Here is a 16978-nt window from a genome sequence, read left to right as displayed (position 1 = left end):
GCACACCCTGGAGAACGCGGAGGATGAGGCGGCCGTGCTCCGCGACGTGTGGCGCATGACGGCGCCGGAGGGGCGGATCCTGCTGATCGCACCCAACCGTCTTGGCCCCTGGGCCTGGTTTGGAAGGAGTCCCTTCCGGCAGGGTCGGCCGTTGACCGCCATGGGCGTTCGCCAGCGATTGGCAGCCGCCGCGTTCGAGCCGCGGAAGGTCTGGGGCGCGCTGCACGCGCCGCCGCTGCCGCAGGCGCTTTATCTGCGCGTTGCCGCGACCTGGGAGCGGCTACCCCTGCTGTTTCCCGGCGTCGTGCTGGCCGAGGGACGGAAACGCCTGCACGTGCCGACAAACATCCCGACCGAGCGACTGGCGCGGCAACTTCGGCCGTACCTCATCCACCGTTAGCCGCCCGGCGGGAACGGGTCAGCACGTACACGGCCTGGTGGGTCCACAACGTCTCCCAGGCGGTACCTGCACCAAGCCGGCGGAGCGAGCCGTCCCTGCCCACCGCATGTCCCTCTTCCACGGTGATACCGAGCGTTTCGCACATCAGGAGGAAATCGCGGATCGTGCAGAGGTGGATGTTCGGCGTGTCATACCAGGACCGCGGCATGCCGTTGGTTTCCACGATGGGCATGCGGCCACGCCAGAGGAGCGTCAGCCGCGCGCGCCAATGGCCGAGGTTGGGGAACGACACGATGGCGCGTTGGCCGATCCGGAGCAGTTGGTCGAGCACCTCGCGCGGTCGGTGCATGTTCTGGAGAGCCTGGCTGAGGATGACGTAGTCGAAGGCGCGGTCGGGGAAGTCCGGAAGGTCCGTGTCCGCGTCGCCCTGGATGACGGTCAGCCCCCGGCGCATGCAGGCCTCGACCCGGTTGTTCCGGATCTCGATCCCCTGCCCCTTGACCTGCTTTTCGGTTTCCAGCGTCTCCAGGAGGGATCCGTCCCCGCACCCGACATCCAGCACCCGCCCGCCGCGGGTCACCAGTTCCGCGATCAGACGGAGGTCGGCGCGGCGCGGTGCCGATTGGCTCACGGCTTCAGGCCCCGGCGCCGAGCCGAGCCGTCCAGGAATCCCTCGAGCACGTCGTGAAAGTCCGTGGCGCTTTCGATCAGGAAGCTGTCGTGTCCGTAGTCGGCCGGGATCTCGATGAAACTCACGTCCGCGGCATTGGCGTTGAGCGCTTTCACGATGGTGCGTGACTCCGCGGTCGGGAACAGCCAGTCGCTGGTGAACGAGACGAGGAGAAAGCGGGTGCCAACGCCCTTGAAGACCGTGGCCAGGTCGCCGTCGTGGCGGGCCGCGAGATCGAAGTAGTCCATGGCCCGCGTCAGGTACATGTAGCTTGCGGCGTCGAAGCGCTTCACGAAGGTCTTGCCCTGGTGGTCCAGGTACCGCTCCACTTCGAACTCAGGGTCGAGCACGAACGAGAGCTTGCTGTCTCTCGGCAGTTCGCGTCCGAACTTCTCCTGGAAAGCGGTCTCGGAGAGGTACGTGATGTGGGCCACCATGCGGGCTGCCGCGAGGCCCTTCTCCGGCTTGACGCCAAGGCCGCGGTAGGCACCCGCGTGCCAGTCCGCGTCGGCGGTGATGGCGCGCCGGCCCACTTCGTGGAATGCGATGTTCTGGGCGGTGTGGCGCCACGACGCGGCAACGGGGATCGACGCGAACACCCGTTCCGAATGGCGCGCTGCCCAGTCGAGCGCCATCATCCCGCCCATCGAAGCACCGATGACGGCAAATAGCTGATCGATGCCCAGCGCATCGATCAGGTGGACCTGTAGGTCGACCATGTCCGCCACCGTGAAGACCGGGAAATCCATGTTCCATGGCTGTCCGGTGTCCGGATTGATCGTCGACGGGCCCGTCGTCCCCAGGCAGCCGCCCAGCACATTGGTGCAGATCACGAAGTACCGATCGGTGTCGAGCACCAACCCGGGTCCGACGACATGGTTCCACCAGCCCGCACGGCCCGTCAGCGGGTTGGTGCCGGCCACGTACTGGTCACCGGTCAGGCCGTGACAGATCATGATGGCGTTGGAACGGTCGGCATTCAGCGTGCCGTACGTCTGGTACGCGCACTGGGTTCCAGCAAGCTCCACCTGCGACTGGAGCTTCAGTTTCCCGTCGAGCGCAAAGATCGGCTCGAAATCGACGGCTGCCGCTTCAATCTCCATGACACCACATCCCCGGCCCGGCCGTGCTGGCCGCATAGCCAAGTGCCGACGCAGCTGTCTGATGCCACATGATCATCCACCAACATAACGCAGGCCCGGCACGCTGCGACGCGGCAGGGGCCTCCGGGAGGGCGCGTAGGATACGGCAAGGAGCATGCGAATCGGCCTTACGTGTTGAAACGTGTGCCCGGTCGGTCGGCAACCCCATGCTTCGGCGCCCCCGTCCCGCCGCGGTCCGGGGACGCACGGCGTCGGCGTCCGGACCGCCATCCATTCGGACCGCGCCGAATTCCGTGCGACCGGAGCGGTCTCGGCGCGGCACCGGGCGGCGGCAACAGTTGGGGCTGGCAGGGATCGGTTGCCGGTCCGCAGACGCTGTGGCACGTTTCCATCCGTTACCGATGTGCCACGGGGCAGGAATGTCTCTGTTTGAACACGACGTGGCTCGGCGCACGGATCATTACTTCAAACTCACGCGCGGGATTGTCCGGCAGTACGGCGATCTCTCGGTGACGTACGCGGTGTTCATGCGTCGACCTGTTCTCTTCTGCCCGCGCCTTGCGGTGGAGTGGCTGGAGATGGCTGCGGTCGAGCGCGGCGTCAAGTTCGGCATCGAGCTCTGCCACGCTGAAGGGGCCTGGGTCGGGGCGGGTGAGCCGCTCCTCTACCTCGAAGGCCCGTTCTCGGCGCTGGTGGACCTTGAGACCATCTACCTGCAGAAGCTGGGTCCGCCTTCGGTCGCTGCCTACAACGCGTACAGCATGTGCAGCGATCTCCCTAAAGTGGCGTTTCTGGCGATGGACGCGCGGCACTGTGCCGGCGCCGAAATGCAGGAACTGATGGTCTACGGCGCTTCCGTCGGCTCGGAGCGAGCGCGGCGAGAAGCCGATGCGGTGGGGTTCGTCGGTACGGCGAATGACGCGACGGCGCCGCTGCTGGCGACGGACCGGGGGCTCGGTACCATGCCGCATGCCCTGATCGGCTATGCCGGCTCGACCGTCCGGGCGGCGCAGATGTTCGCAGCGAAATATCCGGCGGAGCCGCTGACGGTCCTGGTGGACTATTTCGGACGGGAGATCACGGACGCGCTAGCGGTCTGCGAGGCGTTTCCCGAGCAGGCGCGGAACGGGGAGCTCTCGCTTCGGATCGACACGCATGGCGGGCGCTTCGTCGAGGGACTGGACACCGCCCGCTCGTACGACATTCTCGATCGCTGCGCGCCCGCGGCAATCCGTACCTACCGGACCGAACAGGAGCTGCGGTGGCTGGTGGGAACCGGCGTAAGCGCAGCTGCACTCTGGCATTTCCGGCTGGCGCTCGACGACGCCGGCTGGGACCGGGTCCGGATCGTGGCGAGTTCGGGTTTCAGCGCCACGAAGTGCAAGGTGATGGCGAGCGCGTCCGTGCCGGTCGACCTGATCGGCACCGGCTCCTACCTGCCCGATGACTGGTCCGAGACCTACGCCACCGCCGATATCGTCCGGTACGGGAGTGACGAACGGGTCAAGGTCGGACGCGAATTCCTGCTCCGCAAGCCCGCGTCGACGTCCTGAAGCGACCAGCGGTGACCGCGTTTTCGCTCGCGATGGCCCAGGTCAATCCGACCGTGGGCGATTTCGCACACAATTCCGGTCTGATTCTGGACGCCTGGCGTGCGGGACGGGCTGCCGGCGCGGACCTGGTGGTGTTCCCGGAACTGGTGCTGACGGGGTACCCGCCGGAGGATCTCATCACGCGCCCGGCATTCGTGAATGCGGCCGGTGACGCGGTCCAGTCGTTGGCCGGCGAGATCGACGAAGCGGGTCCGGCGGTGGTGCTGGGCGCGCCGGTCACGCTCGAGGACGGAGGGGCCGGCAATGCGGCGCTCCTGCTCCACGGCGGCAAGGTGCGGGCGCAACGACTCAAGCACCACCTGCCCAACTACGGCGTCTTCGACGAGGCCCGGGTGTTCCGTCCGGGCCCGCCGGCGGGCCCGGTCGCCTTCCGAGGGGTCCGGCTCGGGCTGATGGTCTGCGAGGACATGTGGTTTTCCGACATTGCGGAAACCCACGAAGAGTCGGGGGCCGACCTGCTGGTGGTGATCAACGGGTCACCGTTCGACGCCCGCAAGGGCGACCAGCGCCTGGCGCACGCGGTTTCCCGGGTGACGGAGACCCGCCTGCCGCTGGCGTACGTCAACCAGGTAGGTGGGCAGGACGAGCTTGCGTTCGACGGGGCATCGTTCGTGCTGGCGGGCGACGCGCGGCTGGTCGCCCAGGCACCCTCGTGGCGCCCGGATCTGACGGTCACGCGATGGCGGTGCGACGATGACCGCTGGGAGCCCGAGGACGGAATCGTCCATCCCGTGCCGGACGGGACGGAAGCGATTTGGCAGGCCCTGGTCACGGGGCTCCGCGACTACGTGGACAAGAACGGCTTCCCCGGCGTCGTTCTGGGTCTGTCGGGGGGGATCGATTCGGCGCTGTCGGCGGCCGTGGCGGTGGACGCCCTGGGGCCCGAACGGGTCATCGGCGTCCGCATGCCCTCGACCTTCTCGTCCGCTGGCAGCCTGGACGATGCGGCGGAAAGCGCGGAACTGCTCGGCATGCGTATCGAGACGGTGCCGATAGCGGGTGCGGTGACGGCACTCGGCGACCTGCTCAGGGAGCAGTTCGCCGGGCTCGAGCCCGACACGACCGAGGAGAACGTGCAAGCGCGGCTCCGGGGCACGATCCTGATGGCGTTCTCCAACAAGTTCGGGCACATGCTGCTCACCACCGGCAACAAGAGCGAGATGTCCGTTGGCTACGCCACGCTGTACGGGGACATGAACGGCGGCTATTCGGTGCTGAAGGATGTCTACAAGACCACCGCCTACGCGCTGGCAAGGTGGCGCAACCGCAACAGCATCCCGGAACTTCTGGGACCGAGCGGCCGGGCGATCCCGGAGGCCAGCATCACCAAGGCGCCGTCGGCGGAGCTCCGCCCCGACCAGACGGATCAGGACTCGCTTCCGCCCTACGAGGTACTGGACGCGGTGCTGGAACGGCTGGTCGAGGACGAGGAGTCGGTCGCCGAGGTAGTGGCGGCCGGGTACGATCCGGCGCTGGTGAAGCGCATCCGGGGCATGCTGCTCCGGGCCGAGTACAAGCGACGCCAGGCACCCCCCGGCGTGCGGATCACGACGCGCGCATTCGGCCGGGACCGGCGCTACCCGATCACCAACCGGTTTGCGGACTAGCCACGCACCGATCCATGCCACTGACCGTCTACAACACCCTGACGCGCCGGCGAGAACCCTTTGTTCCGCGCGATCCGGAGCATGTCCGGATCTATGTCTGCGGCCCCACCGTCTACGACGACGCGCATATCGGGAATGCCCGGCCCGTCGTGGTGTTCGATCTTCTCGTGCGGTTCCTGCGGACCCTGTACCCGCGCGTGACCTACGTCCGGAACATCACGGACGTGGATGACAAGATCAACGACCGTGCGGCGGAAGAGAAGATCACGATCCGCGAACTCACTGAGCGGACCCTGGCGCGTTTCCGGGAGGATATGGTGGCATTGAACGCGCGCCCGCCCGACGTGGAGCCGCGGGCGACCGAACATATCTCCCAGATGATCGGGATGATCGAGGAACTGCTCGGGCACGGCCACGCCTACGTCGCCTCGGGGCACGTGCTGTTCCACGTCCCGTCGCTGGCACAGTACGGGCGACTGGCGGGCCGCGATCGGGAAGAGCAGCTGGCTGGGGCGCGGGTGGAGGTCGAGTCGTACAAACGCGACCCGGCCGACTTCGTCCTCTGGAAGCCCTCCGACCCCGACCTCCCCGGTTGGGAAAGCCCGTGGGGGCGCGGCCGACCTGGCTGGCACATCGAGTGCTCGGCCATGAGCCGGGAGTATCTGGGGTCCGAATTCGACATCCACGGAGGAGGGATCGATCTCGCCTTCCCCCACCACGAGAACGAGATCGCGCAGTCCTGCTCGGCCGAGCCCGGTACCGAGTTCGCACGGTACTGGATGCACAACGGTTACCTGCTGTGCGAAGGCGAGAAGATGGCGAAGTCCCTCGGGAACTTCTACACGGTCCGCGACCTGCTGAGCCGCCATCCGGGTGAGGCACTCCGTCTGCTCCTCCTCTCGACGCATTACCGCCAGCCAATCGACTTCACGGAGGAAGGGCTCCGCCGGGCCCGGCGGCAACTTGACCGATGGCGCCGGACGGTGGCAGGAGAACCGCCCGCCGGGACGCCGCCGCCGGCCGTGCTTGAGGCCCTGGACGACGATCTCAACTCGCCGCGGGCGATCGCGGCCCTGCATGGGCTCGGGGGAGCGGAGTTGCACGCGGGCCTGCGCATGCTGGGATTGCTGGAAGTCCCCCATGACGAGTGGTTTCAGGGGGCATCCGGGACCGGGCCGTCAGACCGGGCGATCGACGAACAGATCGCCGCCCGGGCCGCCGCGCGGGCGCGCCGCGACTTCACGGCGGCTGACAGCATCCGGACGCAGCTTGCGGAGGCCGGTGTGATCCTGGAAGACACGCCGGCCGGGACGATTTGGCGACGAAAGTGACGGACATCCGCCCGCCCGCGGTGGTGCTGGTGCGTTCTCAGCTGCCGGAAAACGTGGGCATGGCGATTCGCGCCATGGCCAATTTCGGTCTCGCCGACCTGCGACTGGCGGGGCCGAGACACCCCTGGCCCGACCCCGCGGCCACGGCGTCGGCGTCGGGGGCGCTGGAGCGGGCCAGGATCGAGGTGTCGGTCCACGCGGATCTGCCGGCGGCGACCCAGGACCTGCAGACGGTGCACGCCCTGACGGCACGGCCCCGCGCGCTGGCGCGCGAGACGCTGGACCCGGCTGGGTCCGCGTCGCGCCTGCGGCAGGCCGCAACGAGAGGCGAGCGGACGGGCCTGGTCTTCGGCCCGGAAAGCGCAGGCCTTGCCAACGACGAGCTTGGCGTGGCGGATACGATCGTCTCGATCCCGGCCACGGGATTCCGTTCGTTGAATCTCGCCATGTCGGTGCTGCTGATGGGGTACGAGTGGCACCGGAGCGGCGATGCGGGCAATGTGCCGGCGGCCACGTCACTGGCGCCCCCGGCCGCCAGGAATGAGCTCGAATTCTTCCTGGACCGCCTGCTGACGATGCTCGAAGAGTCCGGGTTCCTGTACCCGCCGGAGAAGGCGCCGCGCATGGCGGCGAGCGTGCGTGCAATTTTCACGCGGAACCGACTGAGCGATCAGGAGCTGCGTACCCTGCACGGCATCCTGAGTTCATTGAGGTCATCGCGGGGCGATTCGGTTTGACAGCAGCGCCCCGGGGCGTATGGTGCGCGCTGCGTACGACTTGGGTCGGGACGCATTATTCCGCCGCACTTTCGGAGGCCGGGCGAGATCAGCCCGGCGGGGCATGAGCAAGCGCAAGCACCCGCACCACAAGATTGACCGTCGCCTTCGCTGCAACTTGTGGGGGCGCCCCAAGAGCCCGGTAAACAAGCGGGACTACGGACCCGGAGAGCACGGCCGGCGTCGCAAGAGCAAGCCGTCCAACTTCGCCGAGCAGTTGATGGCCAAGCAGCAGCTCAAGGGTTACTACGGCAACATTTCCGAGCGGCAGTTCCGGCGTTACTACCGGAGGGCGACGCAGATGCGTGGCGACACCGGCGAGCAGCTGATTGGCCTGCTGGAAAGCCGCCTGGATGCGATCGTCTACCGACTCAACTTTGTGCCGACCGTCTTCGCCGCGCGGCAGGTGATCAATCACGGGCATATCGCGGTCAACGGCCACCGGGTGACGATCCCGAGCTATCTGTGCCGGGAAGGAGACATCGTGTCCATCCGGGAACGGTCCCGCCAGCACCCGTTGATGCTGGAAGCGATCCAGGACCAGGAACGGGACTTGCCGGACTACATCGGGTTTGACGAGAAGGCACTGTCCGGGACGTACACGCGCGTGCCCAAGCTCGAAGACGTGCCGTACCCGGTGCGCATGAACCCGCAGCTGGTCATCGAGTACTACTCGCGCTGATCAAACCCGGCGGCAGCCGGGTGCCCCCGCATCGACGGAATGTCGCCGGGCTGCGCCGCCCGCGCTTCTGCGCGAAGTTCGAACGTGAGCATCCTGTAGCTGGGCGGCGATCCACTCCGGTTGGCCGTGCGCACGCGCATCGAGGTGATGCTGAGTGTTTCGATGTCAGAGGGATACGTGGTTCGCGCGGGTGCCGGGTTCGAACATTTGTCACACGTTCCGATCCCCGAGTACGCGCGCATCGGGGAACGGTTCAGCGACAACACCGTCCACGACGGGGTGCGGCTGGGCTACCGGGACGCGGCGGCCGGGTTTGCGTCCGTCTCCGTGACGGCGAAATTCTGATAACGGAAAAAGGACGCCGGGATCCGGCCGGCAGCTTGTGGAAAAGTCGATGTCACGGCCGGGGACGCCTGCCCCCAGCGAGGGTCTGCGGTCGCCATCCGCTCGTGCAGTGCCGGCGACCGCCGGCAGCGCCGGCGGATCCGACTAACCGTTCAGGGCGATCCCTTTGTTGGTCACGTGGTCCTTCAACTCATTGTGTTCGTACATTTCGCGGACGATGTCACAGCCGCCGACGAACTCGCCCTTGACGTAGAGCTGCGGGATGGTCGGCCAGTTCGTGAACTCCTTGATGCCCTCGCGGAGTCCGGAGTCCGCCAGCACATCGATCCCCTTAAACGGGATGCCGAGGTGGTTGAGGATCTGCACCACCATCGCGGAGAAGCCGCACTGCGGGAATACGGGCGTCCCCTTCATGAAGAGAACGACATCGTTTGCGTCAAGTTCGGCCTGGATCTGCCCGTGCACGGGGTTGGCGATATCACTGTCCATCAGATGCTCCTCCAGCAGCTGGGTTAGACGTCGTCGGGCGGGGCGGTCTGGAGCGCAAGCGCGTGCAGCACCCCTCCCATCCGGCCTTGCAAGGCACCATAAACCATCTGGTGCTGTTCGACCCGGGATTTCCCCCGGAAAGCCTCGGAGATCACGTGGGCGGCGTAGTGATCGCCGTCACCGCGAAGATCTTCGATCGTGATCTTGGCGTCGGGTAGCGCGGCCCGGATCAACGACTCGATTTCCTGCGCGTCCATCGCCATCAGCCGGTCTCCCTCGTGTTTCCATTCATATAGGACGGAAACCATCCTGCGTGCCGACGCCGAAGCGTGTCAACCGCCACGCTGCCCAGCGGCGCCAACCGAAGCTCCCGCCCGCCGAACCGGCCGAGTATCCGGACCGGAATCCCGTCTTCGGCCGCCGCCCGAAGAAGACCGTCCACCTGCCCGGATCGGGCCGCGAGCAGGTAGCGGGCCTGGTCCTCGCCGAAATAGAAGCACGCGGGCGACAGCTTCTCATCCGGCGGTTGCACGGATGCGCCGGTCCCGGCCGCGATGCACATCTCCGCGAGGGCGACGGCCAGTCCGCCGTCCGAAATGTCGTGGCAGGCGTCGGCACGACCGCCCGAGACCTGCTCACGGATCCATTCCCCATGACGCCGTTCGGCATCGAGATCGACGGGGGGTGGGGCGCCCCCGGTCAGACCGTGGATCTCGCGGGCGTACAGCGAGCACGACACATGGCCCTCGGCGTTGCCGACCAGGAGCACGGAGGTGCCTGGCGACGGTGCCATCGTTCCCGTGCGGGCCACGTGCTCGATCAACCCGACGGTGCCCACCTGGGGGGTCGGCGGGATCGGGCGGTTGTCGGTTTCGTTGTAGAAGGAAACGTTGCCCGACACGACCGGCATGCTCAGCGCGCGGCAGGCCTCGCTGAGGCCTTCGACAGCGGCCTTGAAGGTGCCCATGACGACGGGATCCTCGGGGCTCCCGAAGTTCAGGCAGTCGGTGACAGCGAGAGGGCGCGCTCCGGCGGCCGAGAGATTGCGGTACGATTCGGCGATCGCCTGGATCGCCCCGAGGCGGGGATCGGCCTCGCAGTACCGAGGGGTGCAGTCCGCGGTCAGCGCGAGCGCCCGGTCGGTGCCGTGGATGCGTACGACGGCAGCATCGGAACCCGGCGGCGTGATCGTGTCGCCCATCACGCCGTGGTCATACTGCTCCCAGATCCATTCGCGCGATGCTAGGTTCGGCGACCCGATCAGGGCGAGAAGGGTATCGATGGTGGCCGTCCGGTCCGGCACGGGAGCCGGTTCGGAAGACGGAGGTTCGGCAGCCGGACGCTCGTAGGCCAGCCCCTCGGCCAGGGGTCCGATCGGCAGGTCGGCAACCGCGTCGCCATGCATCGCCAGTTCCAGCCGGCCGGTGTCCGTCACTTCGCCGATCACCATCGCATCGAGCCCCCACTTCTGGAACACGGCAGCGGCGTCCGCTTCGGCACCCGGGCGCAGGGTCATCAGCATCCGTTCCTGGCTCTCCGACAGCATGAGCTCGAGCGGCGTCATGCCGGCATCGCGCACCGGCACCCGCTCGAGATCGAGACGGATCCCGACCTCAGCACGCGCCGCCATTTCCACCGACGAGGACGTCAGGCCAGCTGCCCCCATGTCCTGGATGCCGATGACTACGCCCGTGGCCATCAGTTCGAGACAGGCTTCGAGCAGCAGCTTTTCCATGAACGGGTCGCCGATCTGGACCGTTGGCCGACGGGCTTCGGCGCCATCCGAGAAACCGGCGGAGGCCATGCTGGCACCATGAATGCCGTCTCGCCCGGTTCGGGCTCCCACGTAGAGCACGGGATTGCCGGGCTGACCGGCGTTGGCGAGGAAGATCTGCTCACGCCTGACCAGCCCGACGGCCATGGCGTTCACGAGGATGTTGCCGTTGTAGCCCGGGTCGAACGCGCATTCGCCGCCGACGGTCGGGATCCCCATGCAGTTCCCGTACCCGCCGATTCCGCCGACCACGCCGCCGACCAGATGGCGCGTCTTCGCATGGTCCGGGTCTCCGAATCGAAGACTGTTGAGGATCGCCACGGGCCGAGCGCCCATCGTGAACACGTCCCGAAGAATACCGCCGACGCCGGTGGCGGCCCCCTGGTAGGGTTCGATGAACGAAGGGTGGTTGTGGCTTTCCATCTTGAAGACGACCGCCCAGCCGTCGCCCACGTCGACCACGCCGGCATTCTCGCCCGGACCGTGAATGACCTGATCACCCGACATTGGCAGCGTCCGGAGCCAGCGCCGCGACGACTTGTACGAGCAGTGCTCGTTCCACATGGCGGAGAAGACGCCCAGCTCGGTAGGGTTCGGCGGTCGCCCGAGGTGCGCGATGATCTGTTGGTACTCGTCCACCGACAGGCCGAGCCGCACGGCGTCGTCCACGGTGGGGGTGCTCATGCCAGGGCATCCGCGACGGCGGCGAAGAACCTGCGTCCGTCCGATCCGCCGAGTTCGTCGCCGATGACGCGTTCCGGGTGCGGCATGAGGCCGAAAATGCGTCGGCTCGCACTCGTGATGCCGGCGATACCGGCGACTGAGCCGTTGGGGTTCGCGGCCTCCGTTACGCCGCCATTCGCGTCGACATACCGCAAGACGATTCGGCCTTCCGATTCCAGCCCGGCCAGCGTTTCCGGGTCCGCCTGGTAGTTGCCCTCCATGTGCGCCACGGGGAAGCGGATGCACTCACCCGGGGTGAATCCGGCCAGGAAGGGGCTGTCGCCTTCCACGCGAAGATCGACTGACCGGCATACGAACCGAAGCCCCGCATTCCGGACCAGCGCACCCGGCAGCAGCCTGGTTTCCGTGAGGATCTGGAACCCGTTGCAGATGCCGAGCACGGCGATTCCTCGTGCCGCGGCCTCCCGTACCGATCGCATGATGGGTGAATGTGCGGCAATGGCGCCGGCGCGCAGGTAGTCGCCGTAGGAGAAGCCGCCCGGCAGGACCACCAGGTCGCACGGAGGCAGGCTGGTAGCGCCGTGCCAGACGAGGGTCGGGGCGCAGCCGGTGCAACGGGCGAGGGCCACGGCGACGTCCCGGTCGCAGTTCGAACCGGGGAACACCACGACCACCGCTTTCATGCGTCGGGAATGGTAATGCGGTAGTCCTCGATCACCGGATTGGCCAGCAGCTCTTCGCACATTCTGTCGAGGCGCGCCGGCGCGTCGTCTTGATGACCATCCAGCGTGATTTCAAAGAACTTGCCCTGCCGAACCTCCGAGACCTCTCCGAAGCCGAGTGTCTGCAATGCGGCTTCGACGGCCTTCCCCTGTGGATCAAGCACGTCCTTCTTCAGGACGACATGGACGATGGCCTTCATGCTGGAATCCTTACGAGCCGGCGCTGCCGTCGGACTTGGGGAGCACGCCTAGGCGGCGTGCGACCTCCTGGTAGGCCTCCTCGATCTTCCCGAGATCGCGGCGAAAGCGGTCCTTGTCCAGCTTGTCGTCGGTTTCCAGATCCCAGAGGCGGGACGTATCCGGGCTGATCTCGTCGGCCAGCAGGATCCGCATGCCCTCGTCGCTGAAATGGCGTCCGAACTCGAACTTGATGTCGATAAGGCGAATGTTGATGGCATGGAAGAGGCCAGAGAGATAGTCGTTGATGCGCAGTGCATAGCCGAACATCTCGTCGAGCTCGTCTTCGGCAGCCCAGCCAAAGGCCAGAATGTGCTCGTCCAGCACCAGCGGGTCATTGAGCTCGTCATTCTTGAAGTACCACTCGATCAGCGGCCGGGGCAGGGGGGTGCCTTCCTTGATGTCCAGGCGCTTGCTCAAGCTGCCCGCCGCGACGTTCCGTACCACCACTTCGACGGGGATGATCTCGACTTCGCGCACCAGTTGTTCGCGCATGTTCAGCGGCCGGAGAAAATGGTTCGGGATGTCCATCTCGCCAAGCCGCATCATCAGGTGGGCCGAGATGCGGTTGTTGATGACGCCCTTGCCGCTGATGGTGCCGCGTTTCTGGTTGTTGAACGCTGTGGCGTCGTCCTTGAAATGCTGGACGAGCGTGCCGGGTTCGGGGCCTTCGAACAGTGCCTTGGCCTTGCCCTCGTAGACCAGACGACGGCGCTGTCTGGACATGGATCAGGGCTCCAGGATGGGCGGGCCTGCTGTGCTCAGCCCATGCTCCGCGTGATGGTGTCTATAGCCCCCCGGTGTCGCCGGGGCAAGCACGCGAGGTGACGGCCCTGCCGACGAACGGACCGTTCTGCGGTACTGTCTCCGGCCGACTGCCATCCGTTGCCGGCGGTCGGTTCGGCCCCGGCCCTGCGCTGCCGCGATGGTGCGCCGGCTGCCCCGGGCGGCGACCCCTGCGGGAGAACACCCTCATGCGCCGCATCGTCCGAACGGTCCTGCTCTTGTGCGGCGGGTTGGCGCTCGAAGTTGGCCATGCGCTTGCAGATCCGCCGGCCAACATCTTCGTCATGGCCAAGGACATCGGCGACGTGATCACGCTCGACCCGGCCGAGGTCTTCGAGTTCACCGCGGGTGAAATCGTCGCCAACGTGTACGACCGCCTGATGATGTTCGAGCCCGAAGACCCGCGAGAACTGACCGGCGGGGTCGCCGAAAGCTATGCGATCGAAGACGACGGGGAGACGATCGTGTTCCGGATCCGGGATGGCCTCCGTTTTCACTCGGGCAACCCGGTGCGACCGGAGGATGTCGAGTTCTCGCTCGAGCGGGTCGTGAAGCTCAACAAGACTCCTGCCTTCATATTCACCCAATTCGGCTGGAACGCTGCGAACGTCGAGGACTTGGTCGAGATCGTCGACGGATCGCACGTGCGTATCACCGTGACCGCACGGCTTTCACCGGGCCTGGTCCTGAACGCGCTCTCGGCCGGCGTGGCCTCGGTGATCGACAAGGAACGCGTGCTGGCGCACGAGACCGACGGCGACCTGGGCCAGGGCTGGCTGCGGTCGCACAGCGCCGGTTCCGGCGCATTCTGGCTCGGGCGCTGGAAGGCCAACGAGTTTATTGCGCTCGAGGCGAATGCCGAGTATCGGCACGGGGCGCCCGCGATGCGGCGCGTGTTCCTGCGTCACGTGCCCGAGCCGTCGGCGCAGCGCCTGCTGCTGGAGCGGGGCGACGTCGACATGGCCCGCAACCTCACGCCCGACCAGATCAGGGCGCTGGCGGGTCATGCTGAACTCGCGGTCGACAGCTATCCCAAGGGCGCGATCGTCTATCTGGCGGCCAACACATCGCATCCGGTCCTCGGCAATCCGGCCGTGGTCCAGGCACTACGACACGCGATCGACTACCGGGGCATGGCGGACTCGTTCCTGGCCGGCCAGTTCTCGGTGCATCAGGCGTTCTGGCCGGCCGGCCTCTGGGCCAGCTACACGGCCACGCCGTACGAGCTCGACATCGAGAAGGCGAGGTCCCTGCTGGGCCAGGCGGAGCTCGGGCCGTTCGAGGTACGGATCGACACGCTCACCAGCTCGCCGTTTCCGCAGATCGCGCAGTCGATCCAGGCGACCTTCGCCGAGGCCGGGATCGATGCGCGGATCGTCATGCAGGACGGCAAGACGCTTTGGCCCCGGTACCGAGCGCGAAAACACGAACTGATCGTCGCGCGCTGGTCACCGGACTACATGGACCCCCATTCCAACGCGGACGCCTTCGCGCACAACCCTGACAACCGGCCGGAAGCGATGCTTGCCGGCGTGCTCGCCTGGCGAAACGCGTGGGCGTCCGAGGAGATCAACGAGCGGACGATCGAGGCACGCGACACGCAGGATCTCGCTGCGCGCGAGGCGATGTACCTGGAACTCCAGAAGCGCCTGCAGACCGAGGGGCCGTACGCCATCATGTTTCAGCAGAGCGAGCAGGTCGTGCGACGCAGGCGCGTCGAGGGCTTCATGTCGGGCGTGAATTTCGACCACGTCTACTACCGGAACGTCACCAAGTAGCCGGGGACCCTCGAGGGCCGCGTGAGGCGATGATCGGAAGCCAGCTGCAGCAGGGCCGGAGCTCACTTCTCGGACATGTACCGCGCCGAATCGCCGGCACGGCGCTGTCCCTTGTCCTGACATTCGTCGGTCTCACCGCCGTGACGTTCGTGATTGCCCGGGTCATGCCGGCCGACCCGGTGCTGGCAATCGTCGGCGATCGCGCCCACCAGGACGTGTACGACGCGGTCTACCGGGAACTCGGCCTGGACCAGCCGTTGCTGGTTCAGTACCTGCGCTACCTCGGCCAGCTCTTCGCGGGCGACCTCGGGGTGTCGATCATGACAGCGCAGCCGGTGCTCGACGACCTGCTGCGGTTCTTTCCCGCCACGCTGGAACTCGCCACCGTCGCGACGCTGCTCGGCGTCTTCGCGGGCGTGCCGCTGGGCGTGCTGGCGGCAGTCCGGCAGGGCCGGTGGGCCGACCACCTGGTTCGTGTCGTCGGGCTGTTCGGCTATTCCGTGCCCGTGTTCTGGCTGGGCATGCTGGCGCTCTTCGTGTTCTACGCAAAGCTGGGCTGGGTGGCCGGGCCGGGACGTATCGACATCTTCTATGAAGGCATGGTGGAACCGGTGACGGGCCTGATCCTGGTGGATTCCGCCCTCGCGCGTGAATGGGACATCTTCCGCAACGCCATCGGGCATCTCATTCTTCCCTCGGCCATTCTCGGTATCCATTCGTTCGCGTATCTCGCCCGCATGACCCGCCATTTCATGCTGGAGCAACTGGGGCAGGAGTACATCCTTACGGCGCGGGTCAAGGGAGTGCCGGAGAGCGCCGTGATCTGGCGCCACGCCTTTCGGAACGTGCTGGTTCAGCTGATCACGATCGTGGGTCTCACCTACGCTTCCCTGCTCGAGGGCTCCGTGCTCACCGAGACGGTCTTCGCCTGGCCCGGTATCGGGCAGTACATCACCAGTTCGCTCTTCAACAACGACATGAATGCGGTGCTTGGCGGCACCATCGTCGTCGGGACGTGCTTCGTCGCGATCAACATGGGTTCCGATCTGCTCTACGGCCTCGTGGACCCGAGGGTGCGATGAGCGCCGTTCGCGCCTGGCTCCTGACCGACATCCCGCAATCGCGGCGGCAGGCGCAATGTCAGCGCTTCTTTCTTGCCTGGCTGGTGTTCCGCAAGAACGGAAGCGCCGTCGCCGGTCTGGCGATCGTCGCGACGCTGGTTGCCGGCGCCCTGCTCGCCCCGTGGATCACGGGTTCGGCCGGCGTCACGCCTGACCTCGGCGATCGGCTCCACGCGCCCGGGTTGGCCCACTGGTTCGGCACCGACGAGCTCGGCCGCGACATCTTCGACCGGGTCATGTGGGGGTCCCGGATCACGCTCTACATTGTGGGACTGGTCGCGGTCATCGTCGTGCCGGTCGGGCTCGCCATCGGTGTCGTGGCGGGTTACGTCGGCGGCTGGGTCGACAGCGCCCTGATGCGACTGACCGATGTCTTTCTCGCGTTCCCGCGGCTGATCCTGGCGCTGGCCTTCGTGGCCGCCCTTGGACCCGGGCTCGAGAACGCGGTGCTGGCCATCGCGCTCACGAGCTGGTCGCCCTACGCCCGGATCGCTCGGGCCGAGGCGCTCACGCTTCGCCAGAGCGACTTCATCCTCGCCGCCCGCTCGCAGGGCATCCCGCACCTGCGGATCATCGTGAGCCACGTGGCGCCGATGTGCATCTCCTCGGTGGTCGTGCGCCTGACGCTCGATATGGCGGGGATCATCCTGACGGCCGCCGGTCTGGGCTTTCTCGGCCTCGGGGCGCAGCCGCCGACCCCTGAGTGGGGAGCAATGATTGCTCTCGGGCGCGAGTACCTGCTGGATCAGTGGTGGGTGCCGGCGTTTCCCGGCCTAGCGATCCTGGTGGTCAGCCTCGGATTCAACTTGCTGGGCGATGGGCTCCGCGACGTGCTGGACCCGAAGAGCAGGGACTAGGCG

18 protein-coding genes are annotated in these 16978 nt (G+C 66.8%); 10 read left to right on the top strand and 8 right to left on the bottom strand.

Going from position 1 to position 16978, the window contains the following annotated elements; translation table 11 throughout:
* Nucleotides 1–400 (top strand): hypothetical protein (locus tag OXH60_06435; GenBank protein ID MDE0711755.1); only part of this gene is annotated, 400 nt, incomplete at its 5' end.
* Here the strand turns inward: OXH60_06435 and metW are convergent.
* Together metW and OXH60_06425 are read right to left on the bottom strand one after the other, a co-directional pair.
* On the bottom strand, nt 387–1031 hold the full coding sequence (gene metW, locus OXH60_06430) for a methionine biosynthesis protein MetW (protein MDE0711754.1): 645 nt from the start codon (nt 1029–1031) through the stop codon (nt 387–389). The two genes, OXH60_06435 and metW, sit on opposite strands and share 14 nt — an antisense overlap.
* Nucleotides 1028–2173 carry a homoserine O-acetyltransferase gene (locus OXH60_06425; protein MDE0711753.1) on the bottom strand — a complete coding sequence of 382 codons (1146 nt, stop codon included), beginning with the start codon at nt 2171–2173 and terminating at the stop codon, nt 1028–1030. The genes metW and OXH60_06425 overlap by 4 nt, the downstream gene beginning before the upstream one ends.
* A 419-nt stretch (nt 2174–2592) precedes the next feature.
* Between OXH60_06425 and OXH60_06420 the strand changes: the two genes are divergently transcribed.
* From OXH60_06420 to OXH60_06395, 6 genes are all read left to right on the top strand, one after another.
* The gene (locus tag OXH60_06420) at nt 2593–3726 is read left to right on the top strand and encodes a nicotinate phosphoribosyltransferase (protein MDE0711752.1); all 1134 of its coding nucleotides are present in this window, start codon (nt 2593–2595) and stop codon (nt 3724–3726) included.
* A gap of 11 nt (nt 3727–3737) precedes the next feature.
* Nucleotides 3738–5393: an NAD+ synthase gene (locus OXH60_06415; protein ID MDE0711751.1), complete on the top strand. Its 1656-nt coding sequence runs from the start codon at nt 3738–3740 to the stop codon at nt 5391–5393.
* A gap of 14 nt (nt 5394–5407) precedes the next feature.
* Nucleotides 5408–6724: a cysteine--tRNA ligase gene (gene cysS, locus OXH60_06410; protein MDE0711750.1), complete on the top strand. Its 1317-nt coding sequence runs from the start codon at nt 5408–5410 to the stop codon at nt 6722–6724.
* Nucleotides 6721–7461 (top strand): RNA methyltransferase, encoded by a 741-nt coding sequence (locus OXH60_06405; protein ID MDE0711749.1) that lies wholly within the window; start codon nt 6721–6723, stop codon nt 7459–7461. Before cysS ends, OXH60_06405 begins: the two co-directional genes overlap by 4 nt.
* Nucleotides 7462–7564: 103 nt before the next feature.
* Nucleotides 7565–8182, top strand: coding sequence for a 30S ribosomal protein S4 (rpsD, locus tag OXH60_06400; protein MDE0711748.1), 618 nt, complete (start codon nt 7565–7567; stop codon nt 8180–8182).
* A 120-nt stretch (nt 8183–8302) separates the two neighbouring features.
* Nucleotides 8303–8527 carry a hypothetical protein gene (locus OXH60_06395; GenBank protein MDE0711747.1) on the top strand — a complete coding sequence of 75 codons (225 nt, stop codon included), beginning with the start codon at nt 8303–8305 and terminating at the stop codon, nt 8525–8527.
* Between the two features lie 144 nt (nt 8528–8671).
* Here OXH60_06395 and grxD read toward each other — a convergent pair whose 3' ends face one another.
* The 6 genes from grxD to OXH60_06365 are packed head-to-tail and all read right to left on the bottom strand — an operon-like array spanning nt 8672 to nt 13159.
* Nucleotides 8672–9016, bottom strand: coding sequence for a Grx4 family monothiol glutaredoxin (gene grxD, locus OXH60_06390; protein MDE0711746.1), 345 nt, complete (start codon nt 9014–9016; stop codon nt 8672–8674).
* 23 nt (nt 9017–9039) lie between these two features.
* Nucleotides 9040–9279 carry a BolA family transcriptional regulator gene (locus OXH60_06385; GenBank protein MDE0711745.1) on the bottom strand — a complete coding sequence of 80 codons (240 nt, stop codon included), beginning with the start codon at nt 9277–9279 and terminating at the stop codon, nt 9040–9042.
* The gene (gene purL / locus OXH60_06380; GenBank protein MDE0711744.1) at nt 9279–11474 is read right to left on the bottom strand and encodes a phosphoribosylformylglycinamidine synthase subunit PurL; all 2196 of its coding nucleotides are present in this window, start codon (nt 11472–11474) and stop codon (nt 9279–9281) included. The genes OXH60_06385 and purL overlap by 1 nt, the downstream gene beginning before the upstream one ends.
* Nucleotides 11471–12157, bottom strand: a complete 687-nt coding sequence (gene purQ, locus OXH60_06375; GenBank protein MDE0711743.1) for a phosphoribosylformylglycinamidine synthase subunit PurQ — start codon at nt 12155–12157, stop codon at nt 11471–11473. Before purQ ends, purL begins: the two co-directional genes overlap by 4 nt.
* Nucleotides 12154–12396: a phosphoribosylformylglycinamidine synthase subunit PurS gene (gene purS / locus OXH60_06370; protein ID MDE0711742.1), complete on the bottom strand. Its 243-nt coding sequence runs from the start codon at nt 12394–12396 to the stop codon at nt 12154–12156. Before purS ends, purQ begins: the two co-directional genes overlap by 4 nt.
* Before the next feature lie 10 nt (nt 12397–12406).
* A complete protein-coding gene (locus OXH60_06365; GenBank protein MDE0711741.1) occupies nt 12407–13159 on the bottom strand; it encodes a phosphoribosylaminoimidazolesuccinocarboxamide synthase in 753 nt (250 codons plus the stop codon).
* 248 nt (nt 13160–13407) lie between these two features.
* Between OXH60_06365 and OXH60_06360 the strand changes: the two genes are divergently transcribed.
* Genes OXH60_06360 through OXH60_06350 form a run of 3 tightly spaced genes read left to right on the top strand, consistent with a single transcriptional unit; the run spans nt 13408 to nt 16975 of the window.
* Nucleotides 13408–14997 (top strand): ABC transporter substrate-binding protein, encoded by a 1590-nt coding sequence (locus tag OXH60_06360; protein MDE0711740.1) that lies wholly within the window; start codon nt 13408–13410, stop codon nt 14995–14997.
* A 29-nt stretch (nt 14998–15026) separates the two neighbouring features.
* Nucleotides 15027–16079, top strand: a complete 1053-nt coding sequence (locus OXH60_06355) for an ABC transporter permease (protein MDE0711739.1) — start codon at nt 15027–15029, stop codon at nt 16077–16079.
* Nucleotides 16076–16975, top strand: coding sequence for an ABC transporter permease (locus OXH60_06350; protein MDE0711738.1), 900 nt, complete (start codon nt 16076–16078; stop codon nt 16973–16975). The genes OXH60_06355 and OXH60_06350 overlap by 4 nt, the downstream gene beginning before the upstream one ends.
* Nucleotides 16976–16978: the final 3 nt, after the last annotated feature.

Source organism: Rhodospirillales bacterium (genome assembly GCA_028824295.1).
Lineage (GTDB): Bacteria > Pseudomonadota > Alphaproteobacteria > TMED109 > TMED109 > VXPW01.
This window is presented reverse-complemented; position numbering and strand designations above follow the sequence as displayed.

Excerpts from the sequence above, each read along its gene's own strand:
- OXH60_06425 (MDE0711753.1), bottom strand. The coding sequence starts at position 2,173 with ATGGAGATTGAAGCGGCAGCCGTCGATTTCGAGCCGATCTTTGCGCTC.
- OXH60_06420 (MDE0711752.1), top strand. The coding sequence starts at position 2,593 with ATGTCTCTGTTTGAACACGACGTGGCTCGGCGCACGGATCATTACTTC.
- cysS (MDE0711750.1), top strand. The coding sequence starts at position 5,408 with ATGCCACTGACCGTCTACAACACCCTGACGCGCCGGCGAGAACCCTTT.
- rpsD (MDE0711748.1), top strand. The coding sequence starts at position 7,565 with ATGAGCAAGCGCAAGCACCCGCACCACAAGATTGACCGTCGCCTTCGC.
- grxD (MDE0711746.1), bottom strand. The coding sequence starts at position 9,016 with ATGGACAGTGATATCGCCAACCCCGTGCACGGGCAGATCCAGGCCGAA.
- OXH60_06385 (MDE0711745.1), bottom strand. The coding sequence starts at position 9,279 with ATGGCGATGGACGCGCAGGAAATCGAGTCGTTGATCCGGGCCGCGCTA.
- purL (MDE0711744.1), bottom strand. The coding sequence starts at position 11,474 with ATGAGCACCCCCACCGTGGACGACGCCGTGCGGCTCGGCCTGTCGGTG.
- purQ (MDE0711743.1), bottom strand. The coding sequence starts at position 12,157 with ATGAAAGCGGTGGTCGTGGTGTTCCCCGGTTCGAACTGCGACCGGGAC.
- purS (MDE0711742.1), bottom strand. The coding sequence starts at position 12,396 with ATGAAGGCCATCGTCCATGTCGTCCTGAAGAAGGACGTGCTTGATCCA.
- OXH60_06365 (MDE0711741.1), bottom strand. The coding sequence starts at position 13,159 with ATGTCCAGACAGCGCCGTCGTCTGGTCTACGAGGGCAAGGCCAAGGCA.
- OXH60_06360 (MDE0711740.1), top strand. The coding sequence starts at position 13,408 with ATGCGCCGCATCGTCCGAACGGTCCTGCTCTTGTGCGGCGGGTTGGCG.
- OXH60_06355 (MDE0711739.1), top strand. The coding sequence starts at position 15,027 with ATGATCGGAAGCCAGCTGCAGCAGGGCCGGAGCTCACTTCTCGGACAT.
- OXH60_06350 (MDE0711738.1), top strand. The coding sequence starts at position 16,076 with ATGAGCGCCGTTCGCGCCTGGCTCCTGACCGACATCCCGCAATCGCGG.